Origin of the sequence: Niastella sp. (genome assembly GCF_045805085.1) — a bacterium.
In the GTDB taxonomy this organism is placed as follows: domain Bacteria; phylum Bacteroidota; class Bacteroidia; order Chitinophagales; family Chitinophagaceae; genus Niastella.
Genome location: NZ_JBJMLX010000133.1, coordinates 1 through 13,077, shown reverse-complemented (window position 1 = coordinate 13,077; position 13,077 = coordinate 1). Strand labels below are relative to the sequence as shown.

At 46.0% G+C, this 13,077-nt stretch carries 9 protein-coding genes; 4 read left to right on the top strand and 5 right to left on the bottom strand.

Going from position 1 to position 13,077, the window contains the following annotated elements:
- Positions 1 to 64: 64 nt before the first annotated feature.
- The gene (locus ACJ751_RS06715; RefSeq protein WP_407744607.1) at positions 65 to 919 is read left to right on the top strand and encodes a hypothetical protein; all 855 of its coding nucleotides are present in this window, start codon (positions 65 to 67) and stop codon (positions 917 to 919) included.
- A gap of 5 nt (positions 920 to 924) precedes the next feature.
- Here the strand turns inward: ACJ751_RS06715 and ACJ751_RS06710 are convergent, their stop codons facing one another.
- Both ACJ751_RS06710 and ACJ751_RS06705 read right to left on the bottom strand, forming a co-directional pair.
- Complete coding sequence (locus ACJ751_RS06710; protein ID WP_407744606.1) at positions 925 to 3,276, bottom strand: TonB-dependent receptor; 2,352 nt, start codon at positions 3,274 to 3,276, stop codon at positions 925 to 927.
- A 51-nt stretch (positions 3,277 to 3,327) separates the two neighbouring features.
- Positions 3,328 to 3,939: a DUF3347 domain-containing protein gene (locus ACJ751_RS06705; protein ID WP_407744605.1), complete on the bottom strand. Its 612-nt coding sequence runs from the start codon at positions 3,937 to 3,939 to the stop codon at positions 3,328 to 3,330.
- Positions 3,940 to 4,195: 256 nt separating this feature from the next.
- Between ACJ751_RS06705 and abc-f the strand changes: the two genes are divergently transcribed.
- From abc-f to ACJ751_RS06690, 3 genes are all read left to right on the top strand, one after another.
- The gene (gene abc-f, locus ACJ751_RS06700) at positions 4,196 to 6,208 is read left to right on the top strand and encodes a ribosomal protection-like ABC-F family protein (protein ID WP_407744604.1); all 2,013 of its coding nucleotides are present in this window, start codon (positions 4,196 to 4,198) and stop codon (positions 6,206 to 6,208) included.
- 7 nt (positions 6,209 to 6,215) lie between these two features.
- Positions 6,216 to 6,662: an N-acetyltransferase family protein gene (locus ACJ751_RS06695; RefSeq protein WP_407744603.1), complete on the top strand. Its 447-nt coding sequence runs from the start codon at positions 6,216 to 6,218 to the stop codon at positions 6,660 to 6,662.
- 78 nt (positions 6,663 to 6,740) lie between these two features.
- Entirely contained in the window at positions 6,741 to 8,993 is a 2,253-nt protein-coding gene (locus tag ACJ751_RS06690) for a patatin-like phospholipase family protein (protein ID WP_407744602.1), read from the top strand.
- 7 nt (positions 8,994 to 9,000) lie between these two features.
- Here ACJ751_RS06690 and ACJ751_RS06685 read toward each other — a convergent pair whose 3' ends face one another.
- The 3 genes from ACJ751_RS06685 to hutI form a co-directional block, all read right to left on the bottom strand.
- The gene (locus ACJ751_RS06685) at positions 9,001 to 10,065 is read right to left on the bottom strand and encodes a formimidoylglutamase (protein WP_407744601.1); all 1,065 of its coding nucleotides are present in this window, start codon (positions 10,063 to 10,065) and stop codon (positions 9,001 to 9,003) included.
- Positions 10,066 to 10,101: 36 nt separating this feature from the next.
- Positions 10,102 to 12,138: a site-specific recombinase gene (locus ACJ751_RS06680; RefSeq protein ID WP_407744600.1), complete on the bottom strand. Its 2,037-nt coding sequence runs from the start codon at positions 12,136 to 12,138 to the stop codon at positions 10,102 to 10,104.
- 17 nt (positions 12,139 to 12,155) lie between these two features.
- The coding region (gene hutI / locus ACJ751_RS06675) for an imidazolonepropionase (protein WP_407744599.1) at positions 12,156 to 13,077 on the bottom strand (922 nt) is incomplete at its 5' end.

The following is a 13,077-nucleotide window of genomic DNA, read 5'->3' as shown; positions in this document are numbered from 1 at the left end:
TGGGATTATATAAGCGGTACGTTCCGTTGCACTTTAAGTTGTTATATTCCATTAAAATTGGAGCATGCGTTTTTTGCTGTTACTCCTCTTGCTTGGGTTAACCGGGGCTGGTCAGGCGCAACTGTTAACGGGGGTATGGGGTGGAATAAGAACTCAAAATACTGGTGGTTGCTTTCCCGAATATTCAACGGAACTGCATATAATTTATATGCAAAACAACTCGTTTATTGGTAACGTATACAGTTACGACAACGAGCGGTACACCAAAATAAACTTTACCGGCAAGTTTAACCCGCTTACCAAACGCATGGTGATCATTGAGCATTCTGTATTGCAATATAATGTTCCTGATAGCTGTATCCCCTGCATAAAAACATACGATCTCACTTTTACAAAGAGTGGCGAAGGCAACGAAACGTTGCGGGGCGAATGGCGCGGTCATGAAATGGGCAATAACAACAATTGCCAGCCTGGTAAAATCTCCCTGGCACGGGTAGCCAAATCCATCTTCCCAATTGATGTATACCAGAACGATACCCTGGCCAGATTACAAAAGAACCTGAAATTGAAAAACCGGGAAAAAGACCTGGTACAAACGCTTGCTGTTGATACTTCCTTTATAAAAATTGAATTGTACGACAATGCCGAGATCGATGATGATACGGTAACCGTATTTCTTAACAATACCCTGCTGTTGTACAAAAAACGACTTACCAACAAACCGCTGGTATTGAATATAACAGCCTTTCCCAATACCGAATATGAGCTGATGATGTATGCCGATAACCTGGGCCGCATTCCCCCCAATACCTCGCTGATGGTTATAACAGCCGGCCGAAAACGCTATCAGCTGCACCTGTCGTCGAGCGAAGAGAAAAGCGCCGTGGTACGGTTTAAGTATGAACCGCCCCTTCATTAATGTGATTAGAACTTGAAGTTCCAGGTTACAGACGGAATGATAGGGAACAGCGATACCTGCTCGGCTTTTATGGTTAAGGAGCCGTCGTACGGGCTACCATCCTGGCTGAAGTAAATAAAATACGGGTTCAACCTGCTGTATACATTGTAAATGCTGAACACCCAGTTTGTTTGAAATTTGGCATCGGGCCGGGTACGAGGCGTATAAACAGCTGAAATATCCATGCGGTGACAAGGCGCCAGCCGGTATTGATTGATGTGGCTATACTCCTGGGTTAGTATGCCCCCCACCACATAAAAACGCTCAGGTAAGGAAACCGCGTTGCCACTGCCATATACAAACACACCTGATATTTTCCATTTTTTATTTAACTGGTACGTGGCCACCACCGACAGGTCGTGGCGGCGATCGTATTTGGATGGATACTTAAGCCCTTCGTTCAGGGTATCAAACTGGCGCCAGCTCCAGGAGAGCGTGTAACCGATCCAGCCGGTAAGCCTGCCCTTTGTTTTATTAAGGAACAACTCCGTTCCATAGCTCCAGCCTTTTCCAAAAACAAAATCATTCTCCGGGTCTTTTAAGGTGGGGGTATAGCCTTCGCGGTATTCTATCTGGTTGTTCATTTGCTTGTAATACACTTCCAGCGAAGTCTCCAGCATATTATTGCTGAAGTTTTTGAATAATCCGGCCGCATATTGCCAGCTTTCCTGTGGTTTTACCCGGTAGGTGCTGGGCACCCACAGGTCGGTTGGCAGGGTTGAACCGGCATTGCTAACCAGGTGTATGTATTGCAAATTGCGGGTAACCCCTGCTTTTAAAGAAGTTTCATCGTTGATGGCATAGCGCAGGGTAAACCGCGGTTCAAACCCATCATAGGCTTTTACCGGTTTATTGTGGCCGTAAGATATACTGTCAGACTTGTTGCCATTTATATCGGTAGAAAATATTTTGTAAGTTCCCAGTTGTACAAAACGGCTGTACCGCAAGCCGGCGTTTAATTTAATGCGGTCGCTGATGTCCCATTCATCCTGCAGGTAAATACCGGATTCTCCGGCATATTTTCTCAATGCATTATCGGGCGTGAACTGGTTATCGCCCTGGTTACCGCTCAATACGTTCGGGGTGAAGGTATGGTAGGTAAAAGCGGCGCCAAAGCGGACCTTATGTTGGGTGGATGGATAAAAATCAAAATCGGTTTTAGCGTTCCAGTCGTGAATGCCGGATGATAGTTTTATGTTGAAATCGTTTTGCGCGGCGCCAAATGAAAACGCATAATCATTATATACCAGTGTGGTATTGGCAAACAGCTTGCGGTTGAATACATGGTTCCAACGCAGCGTGGCCGTTGAATTGCCCCAGGGAATATCGGCCTTGAATACGCGGCGTGCGTTGCGATAGGTAAATACATCCCGGCCAAAATAACCGCTCAGGTACAGGCGGTCTTTATCGGAGAAAATATAATTCACCTTGGCATTGAAATCATAGAAGTAATACCCCGACCCGTAAAAATCATTATTGGGAGAAATGAATGGTTTTACCAACAGATCGATGTAGGTGCGCCGGCCTGAAATGATAAAGGATGATCTATTCTTTTTAATAGGACCCTGGATCGAAAGCCGGGAGGCGATGGCCCCTATTCCACCCTCTACTTCAAATTTGTTCAGATTGCCTTCTTTCATGGCCACATCGAGCACTGAAGAAAGGCGTCCGCCATACTGTGCCGGCATCCCCCCTTTTATAAGGGAGATGTTCTTGATGGCATCTGAGTTAAAGATGGAGAAAAAACCAAACAGGTGACCCGTGTTGTATACAATGGCGTCATCGAGCATGATGAGATTTTGATCGGGTCCCCCGCCCCGCACATACAACCCCGTATTGCCTTCACCGGCATTGCGCACACCCGGCAGCAATTGCAGGGTTTTTAACAGATCGGTTTCGCCCAGCAACACCGGTACCGATTTCACCTGGGTTATCGACAGATCTATTTTGCCCATTTGCGCATTTCTTACATTCTCATCGCGTTTGCGGGCCGATACGATAACTTCCTGTAAAACGGGTTTTGTTGAAAGGTAAAAACTTTGTTCAACGTTTTTGTCGAGCGTGATCTGCTGTTCTACCGGCTGATAGCCGGTAAAAGTAATCAGTACGGGGTAGGCGCCCCGGGGTAATGTTATAGAGTAGAATCCAAACTGGTTACTTACAATGCTTTTGCCATGTCCATTTACAGCCACCGTAGCGCCGATAAGTGTTTCACCCGATAAAGAGTCGCGCACATAACCGCTCAGTGTAAATTTTTCCTGCGCTGTTGCAAGCAACACACTACATAAGCCAAATACTATAGCAACCAGTTTGGTCATTTGCTGCAATTTTCCGTTATCTAAAAACCGGTTACCCGGCCGATAGCGTAATTACTTCGAGTAGTCGATTGAATCTTCTACGCTGCCGCAAGTCATCATTTTACTACCGAAGTAGGGGTTTTTTATATCCCTTTCATAGCTGATCCAATATGCACCCTGGTTGTTAAAGGCCATTGGGCAGTATTCCCAATATAACTTTTTACCACTGTACCGAACGGTACGGGTAAGGGTCCACATGGCATCTGCTATATTTCCGAATTCTTTACGCTTTCCTTCAATGTCTTTCTCTGCTACCAAAGCCTGTGCCGAACCTGTAATGGTGCTGGTATAGGTTAGTGCGGTTTCTTTTATTACCCCGGTACTATCGCCTTTTATTTCATTTACTTTCAGACTGTCGGCGGCTGTACGCAAGGTTTGCGCAGCGGCCGTTGCTTTTGCGGCATCACTGGCCACCAGGGCATCCTTTAAATCGATGTATGCATTAATTAATTGGGTGAACGACTGGTTAAAGGAATCGGAATTGTTGGCAATTGAAATGGGTTGTTGTTTTTCTTCGACCGTCCCGACAGCCGATTTATCGTCTTTTCTACTATTGCAAAAAAAAGGCCTTGCGATTAAAATAATAGCGGCAAGTACAATAACTACGACTAACGTTTTTTTCATCCTTTTAAATTTATATGCGTTTCTGTTTCCCGGGGTGGCAGGTTTTTACCGAAATAATCCTGCCGGATTTAAGGTCGCAAAGCTTATTAACCTGTTAACATACCAAAGATAAAAGAATAACCTTACATTACTGCCTCATAAACAGGTGATTTAGAGCATAAAACCGGACTGTTTTTTTATAATTGCCATCTTTTCGGGAACACTTCCCAATCGGCCCGAATTGTTATATTTTTGCACCTCATTTGAAGTAAAATTTATGCTGGCAGGATTAACGAACGTAACTTTTGAATTTGGAGCCCGGGCAATTGTAGAAGATGCAACCTGGCATATTCAACCCAACGAACGTATAGGTTTAATTGGTTATAATGGTACTGGTAAATCAACTTTGCTAAAATTACTGGTGGGGCAATACCAGCCCTCGGAAGGTACGGTTGAACGCAGCCGCAGCACCTCTATCGGGTATTTGCACCAGGACCTGTTAAGTTTTGATACGAACGATAGTATACTGGGGGTTGCTTTAGGCGCTTTTGAACGCGTAATGCAACTGGAAAAGGAAATTGAAGAACTGGGTAAAGAACTGGAAAACACAAACAGTGGCAGAACCCCGGCGCAGGAGGATGCCCTGTTACACAAATATTCCGACCGGTTACATGAAATGGATACCCTCGACGGATACAACATTCACCATAAAACAGAGGAAGTGCTGCAGGGGCTTGGCTTCTCCAACGCCGATCTGCAACGGCCCTACAAGGAATTCAGCGGGGGCTGGCGCATGCGGGTGCTGTTGGCGAAAATGATCCTGCAACAACCCGATCTGTTGTTGATGGACGAACCTACCAACCACCTTGACCTGCCTTCTATTGAATGGCTGGAAAAATACCTGGTGCATTACCAGGGTTCTGTGGTGATCGTGAGCCACGATAAGTATTTTCTCGATCGTATGGTAACCAAAATCGTAGAGGTTTACCAGCGGCAACTACACGTTTATAATGGTAATTATTCCTACTACGAATCAGAAAAAGTACAGCGGGTAGAATTACAACAACGGGCGTTTGAAAACCAGCAGGATTATATTCGCCAGCAGGAACGTTTTATTGAGCGGTTTAAAGCCAAGGCCAGTAAAGCGGCTGCCGCACAAAGCGCCATGAAACGACTTGATAAGCTCGACCGCATCGAGGATGTGGCTATTGAACGGCCCAATATCAAGATCAACTTCCAGGTTGACAAAGTGCCCGGGAAAGTGCTGTGTGAATTAAAACATATTACCAAGAAATTCGGCGACATCGAGATCGTTCATGACGCCAGTGCTGAAATAAACCGGGGCGACAAGATCGCGCTCATTGGAGCCAACGGGAAGGGTAAATCAACTCTGTTGCGCATTATTGCCGGCGCCGAGTCATTTGACGGAGAGCGCAAATGGGGCCATAATGTAGAAGAAAGCTTTTACGCCCAGCACCAACTGGAGAGTTTGAATGTAAACAACACCCTGCTCGATGAACTGAAAGGAGCCGGCAGTCAGAAAACCGAACAGGAACTGCGCACCTTACTGGGTTGCTTTTTATTCGGCGGCGACGACGTTGATAAAAAGATCAAAGTATTGAGCGGGGGCGAAAAAGCCCGCGTGGCCCTGGCAAAAACCATCATCAGCAAGGCCAACTTCCTGATGCTCGATGAGCCTACCAACCACCTGGACATACATTCCGTAGAATTATTGATAGAGGCACTGAAAAAATACGAGGGCAGCCTAATACTGGTAAGCCACGACCGTTATTTTGTTTCAAAACTGGCCAATACCATCTGGGAGATCGATAACAAAAAGATAAAATCATTCCCGGGAGGTTTTGAAGAATGGAGTGAATTCAAAGAAAGACAAAAAGCAAATGGAGGGCCTGCCGGAAAAAAGTCGGAAGCCGGTAATCAAAAAGCAGAGCCGGCTGCACCAAAACAGGAAGTGACAGCGCCAAAACCCCAGCCGGTTGTGGATAACAAACCACAGCCAGCCAACGTTAAAGAACCGATCAATAAAGAGCAGAAAAAAGAACTGCAGAAACAGCAAAAACTGTTTCAGCAGCTGGAAGAAAAAATAGCCCAGTTAAACCAGCAAAAAGCAACGCTGGAAGCGCAGTTAACGGCGCCGGATACTTATTCCGACAGGAATAAATTTGTGCAAACAGAAACAGATTATAAAAAAGTGAGTGACGAACTGTTGCGGATGAATAAAGAGTACGAAGAGGTGTTTGAGAAGATTATGGAACTGGAATCGAAATAACCATCCCATGAATATAACTATCCGTAAAGGCGTAGAAGCCGATTACCCGGCCGTTATTGAGCTTATCCACCAGTTTGCACTGTACCAGAAAGCACCTGAAAGTGTAACAAATTCAGCGGAACAAATGAAAGCAGACAACAATTTGTTCCAATGCTTTGTTGCTGTAGATGAAACAAACAGGATCATTGGTTACGCAGCCTGGTTTTTTGCTTATTTCTCCTGGACAGGTAAAGCGCTTTATCTCGATGATCTGTATGTAGTGGAATCAGCCCGCGGAAAGGCCATTGGCACCCGGCTGCTGCAAACAGTGATTGACCACGCAAAGGCCACCAATTGTGTAAAAGTACGCTGGCAGGTTTCCAACTGGAACAAACCCGCCATTGCATTCTACCGGAAAATGGGCGCCCTGATAGACGATGTTGAAATGAACTGCCACTTTGAATTACAACATTAGGTTTCCCCAAACCACAATATTTGGGGAGATTTGATAAATATTAAAACGCATACCCGAAATCAATTGTGGGGGTTACAGATGTTTATATTCAAACGCTACAAACCAGGGTTGGCCTGGTTATCTTTATTCCTGGTATTTCAATCCGCTTCAGCCCAATTGCCAGCTCCCCGTCCCAAAATTGGGGTAACCTTAAGTGGTGGCGGCGCCAAAGGACTGGCGCATATTGGTATTTTAAAAGCCATTGACAGTGCCGGATTGAATGTTGATTATATAACCGGCACCAGTATGGGCAGCATCATCGGCAGTTTGTACGCCATTGGTTATTCGGCCGACAGCATTGAAAAAATTACTCGTAGCATCGATTGGGACCTGCTGCTAAGTAACTCGGTTTCCCTCCGCAGCATTTTCATGGAAGAGAAAGACGAGTATTCGAAATATGTAATTGAATTGCCCTGGCAAGCCAATAATTTCCGTTTGCCCAGCGGTTTGTTACAGGGACAGGAACTGTGGTTGAAATTCTCCGAGCTTTATTTCCCGGTTTACCAGCAAAAAGATTTTTCGAAATTCAGTATTCCCTTTCGTTGTATAGGTACCGATGTGGGTACCGGCGAAGCCATAGTGATGAAAGATGGTGAGATCATTTCGGCCATCCGTAGCAGCATGGCCATTCCCTCGGTATTTACAGCCATTGATTTTAAAGGCAAGCGCATGGTCGATGGCGGTATTGTGCGCAACTTTCCCGTACGCGATGTAAAGGATATGGGCGCCAACATTGTCATTGGCAGTAACGTGGCCAGTGGATTGCTGCCATCTGATAAAGTGCGTAACGCCCTGCAGATCCTGTTGCAGATTGCCTTTTTCCGCGAAGCCGAAGACGCCAAAACCGAAGTACCGCAATGTGATATTTATATTCCCTTTAAACTGCAGAAATACACCATGGGTAGTTTTGGCGAAGGCCATGCCATTCTTGACTCCGGCATTGTTGAAGGGCGTAAACTATATCCGCGGTTTAAACAGCTGGCCGATTCACTGAATGCTATTTACGGCGCCATGGAGATCAACAGGAACCGGCTGCCACTGGTGAGCTCGGCCGTTATTTCTTCCTACGAAGTACATGGGGTAGATAGAACTTCCTCTGAATTCTTTGTGCATACCATGGACCTGGAACTTAACAAATCGTATACGGCGCATAAGCTGTCGAACATGGTACGCCAGGCGTATGGCACACGGTATTACAGCCGCATTATTTATTCGTTGGAACCACAGCCTGATGGCACCAACAAGATCGTGTTTGAAGTGACGGAGAACCCGTTTACGTTTGCGAAGCTGGGCATACATTACAACCGATTTACAGGGATAGGCATCATTGGGAATTTAACAGCCAGGAATTTTTTCATTGTCAATTCGCGGAGCCTGGTTACCGTTAATATTGGTGAAAGCTTCCGTATTCGCGGCGAACACCTGCAATACCTTGGCCGTTTGAAGAATTATGCCCTGGTGGGTGAAGCCCAGTTCGACCGGTTTGATGTGAACTCATATGACCAGTACAAACAGGACGGCTTATACAAACAAACCGTTGCCAGGATCGGTGAAAAATTCCAGTTCTCCCCTTCCCGAAGCTTTTCTATAGGGGCCGGTCACCGCTTTGAATGGGTGCATTACACCCCCAAAATAACAAATAGTATTGACCTCAAGGGCAGTAATAACTATAATACGTTGTATACATTTGTAGCGTTTAACTCCCTGGACCGTACCATATTTACCCGTAAAGGCGTAAAGCTGTATGGTGAAGCAGGCCGGGTATTGGGGCAACACCCCGACCTTGAATTTTTACAAAATGGCGAACCCCTGCCCGATTCATTAAGCATCAGCACCCATCCCTATTGGCGCACTGTACTCGATGTGGAAAGTTATATCCCTATTAGCAGGCGCACTACGTTACTCTTAAACGGACAGGGCGGCATCAACTTCAACTATACCCGCAATGCGTTGAATGAATTTGCCATCGGTGGGTTAACAAAAGTATTCCGCAACCAGATCACTTTTGCCGGTTTGCAGGAAGGAACGTTGTACGCGCCAACGGTAGCCATGTTGCAAGGTGGTGTTCGGGTAAATTTATTTACCAATAACTATCTCATCGGCAAGGCCAACATATTGTTCACCAATTTCATCAGCAGAAGTGAATTCTTTAAGAGCAATCCCAATTTCCTGTCGGGTTATTCATTGACCTATTCGTACAACTTTGCCCTGGGGCCGCTCGATATCAGCACCATGTACTGCGACCAAACCCGGAAGCTGCAATGGTATATAAACCTGGGTATTCCTTTTTAATGAAGTTTTATTCTTCCACCATTTCCTCGTGTGCTTTTATAAAATCACTCACGAGGTAACTGATCAGTTTACCGGTGGTTTCATTGCTACGGCCATCAGCCAGGCGGGTAGCGCCTTCGCAAATATGTAAATAAGCTACCTGGCTTTCGCGGGCAGCCAGTGTTATATACTGACGGGCGTGCAGGGCTGAAATGCCGGAGGGCGTTATGGCGCTTGACAGGGTGTTTTCAATGCTGTCCAGATCCAGTTCAATACCGGTATAGTTCTCTTCGGTAAAATTGGTGGCGTGGGCTATGGCCTGGATAAAATTCCTTTTCTCCAGAATGAAAATATCTTCGTAGGTAATGAAGTCAAGAAAGGGATTGTTTACAATATCGAGCCATACGTTTTGTGGCAGGTAATTTTCGTGCAAACCAACCACGCAGTATTTCTGTAAATAGCCATCTTCTTCGGCATAGCGGAAACCGTTGCCGCTGTGACGGCCTTCAGATGGACGGAAATCGGAATGCGCATCGAGGTTAATGCAGTTTATTTGCGCCAGCGGTAAAAGGCCTGCTTTGTGTAAGCCTTTGGCCGCCCCTTTTATCAAAGGATAGGCATTGTTGTGACCACCGCCGATAGCAATGGGTATTTTACCATGCGTTGTAATGAGCTTGGTGAGTTCCTCTACTTCTTCATCGATCGTAACCACTGCATGCCGGTAGGCATCTATCTTTTCTTCATAGCCATAGGCATTTTGCTCTATCAATTCACCGAGATCGCTGAAATTAAACTGCCCCAGCAGAATGACCTCTTCTCCATTCAAAAAATCATTGCTTTGCAGGTTTAGAAAGGCCGACAAAAAAGGCATCCAAACAGAATCGGCGCCACCGGTACCATGGTTGGCGCGAATGCCAATATCTTCCGGAATTCCAAACACTACATACTTTGCCGTCGATTGCTGCAAATCCGTTTCCCAGGTATTTTTATCGGGTAGTATGTGCACAGTTTCACCCAGTTTGGTTTCAAACCGTCGGATCCTGGTAAGATTCAGCACATCGTGCTTGCTGTAGAATTTGAAATGTTTAGTCATATAGCCGAAGATTGAAATATTGGTTAATTGTTGATATTATGCTGTTGCTGTTTTTTCCGGATCCGATCTGCGCTTGCGTGGCCTGATAAAATCAAGCGGATGACTACGGAAATACTTCCATAGGATCTTTAAAAAGCCAGGATAATCTTTTAAATGAATACCCCTTGACCGTACCGCTACAAAAAAAGCCAGAGAAAAGCTAACCAAAAAATTCAGGAACCCGATGCCTAACACACCTGCCACCACATTGGCCAGGTACCGGAAATTCATATGCTCCCATCCTATGCCATAAGCGCCCAGGGAAGTGTTGGCGGCTGAAATGGTAATATGTCTGATATCGAAAGGTATACCAAATATCTTTCCGATGATGCCGGCCATGCCAAGAAAAAAACCTAATGAAATGTTTCCGGCCAAACTACCTCCGTGCGCATTCACATAATCAGCTATTTTCTGTAGCCGGCTGGCTGGTAACGACATTCTCAAAACCGGGTGTTCTGTAAGCCGTTTATCGATACGGCCGTAATTTATTTTGTTTTGAACATAGCCGGCGATTATACCACTCAAAAAAAGAAAGAACCCCGTATTGCAGGCATATAATAAAGAAAGGCTTTGCCAGGGGTGTTGGTCCTGCAATAGCTGTGCTGCTTTTTCGCGCCCAATCAGCGGGTGACCCGTTGCCAAATCGTACAGCCAGGCCAGCAAATAAGTTACGGGAAATACGATGATGAGGTTACCGATAAAAGAAGCGATCTGGCTGCGGCTTACTTTCGATACTGTTACTGCCAGGTTATATAAATTAGGCGGATCGTCGGTCTTTCTCGCATCTAACGAACTGGCTACTGCACTGGCTGTAAAGGCCGGTTGTTTGGTGGCCAGGGTAGCGCCGGTTTCTTCAATTGCTACAAAACCCAGACTGTAATTAACGCTGTAAACAAACCCATGCCAGAAGGGCGCCATCTGTAGCATGGCCAGTAGGTTTTTTAAAATGGCTACAAAGCAAATGATCAATCCACCCCACATGGCGCTGCCGATCATTTGAAAATACTCCAGTGGCGATGCGGTAATGTACTTACTTCCCTTCTTGCCTTTGTGTTCGGCAATCTGATAGGCCAGATAGCCGGTAGTTTGGGATAGAAATTCCCTGATACTGTTCTTCCTGTTCTCGTTGCGGATTACAGCCATGAACAGGTTGGCGAAGCGGTTTATGTTGATCTTTTCATCGGCATCTGCAATGTCAAGCAGCAAATTCATCCGGTTCAGTTTCTGTTCAATCTGGTACAGGATGAATGTTTGTGATAAGCTGGTGCCTTTATCTGCTGTTTCGTCGCGCAACACCTGAACAAGTTCACCACATGCTGCCAGTACCTCGCTCAATTGCCTGGCCAGGTCCTGTATGGATTCCGGCCCCTGGTGTTCCCGCAGGATCCGTTCTTTTATCTGGTACACCAGGTGTTGTTGTGCGGCAAATGGATTGTTCGGTGGTTGCCATTGCGCCGGGGTATTATGGGTAATTTCATTTTCCCAACCCAGCTGCGCCACGCGGGCGCTCAGGATCTGTAAGGATAATACCGCCTGTTTGATAATAACCGGGTCGTTGCCTGAAAATGAAATGCCGATCAATTCAAAGAAATGCATCCATTTGTCCCGGCCCAGTTGTTCAACCCACTCATAATCGGTATGTTTAAAAAAGATGCGGTTCAACAGGTATAAGAAATCGTTCGGGTCTTGGGCGGCGGGTAAAAACTTATGTTTTAAGCGGGCGAATAACTCCCGGCCTGCACCCCGCGTAATGGTGATACCGCTTTCAGTAAGCATGGGCACCAGGTTGCTGTTGATCAACTGCGCCATAATAGCGGTGCGCAGATTGTTCAGCACAGCAGGATGCTGGTGTACAAACTGTATGGTTTCTGCAAATTTCCTTTGTACGTTCTCAAACTCCGACAGGCGCGGCCTAATCATTGCCACAAATGCCACCAAGTAATCGAGGGCCTCTTCCCGATCTTTGATTGAAACGGAATGGCCTTTCGCCAGGAACTCTTTAACCAGGTTGACTTTTTTCTTTCTTTTAAACATTGCTCGTTTTTAGTTTCCTACACCCATTGCCCTTCAATCATTACGCGCTCAATTAAATTCGAACCAAATGAATACGGGATATATGCCAGTGACGGTACTTGTTTAGTGAGTATAAGACTGGCTTTTTTTCCAACAGAAATACTTCCCAACTCATCCGCACATTCCATGGCCCAGGCGCCGTTTAACGTGGCGGCGTTTATCGCTTCCTCAGGCAGCATTTTCATTTGAATACAGCTCATATTCACCACGCCGTTCATATTACCACTTGGGGAAGAACCGGGGTTGAAATCGGATGCCAGGGCAATGGCGCAGCCTGCATCTATGAGCGCCCGGGCCGGTTGAAACGGCATTCTTAAAAAGAAAGCCGCGGTTGGTAACAGGGTACCAATGGTGTCTGCGCCGGCCAATGCTTTTATCGAAGGTTCATCCATGGTTTCCAGATGATCTACACTTACGGCGCCCAGGGCCACACCGGTTTGTACCCCACCCGATAAATTCAACTGGTTGGCATGGATCTTTGGTTTTAAACCATACTGCCTACCAGCCTTGCAGATCAGGGCCGTTTCTTCCGGTGAAAAGAAACCCGTTTCGCAAAACACATCGATATAATCGGCCAGTTGCTCCCGCCCGATAACGGGCAGCATCTCTTGTATGATGAGATCAATATATCCTTCGTGATTCTCTTTATACTCCACCGGATACGTATGTGCGCCCAGGAAAGTAGCTTTAATGGTGACGTTTGATCGTTCACGCAATTTCTTTATTACCCGTAGCATTTTCAATTCTCCCTCAACGGTAAGACCGTAGCCGCTTTTTATTTCAATGGATCCGGTTCCGAGCTTTATTATTTCCTGCAGCCGTTTGTGAGATTGCCGGAATAATTCGTCTTCAGAAGTCTCGTTTAATTTTTTGGCAGAGTTTACGATTCCCCCACCCTTC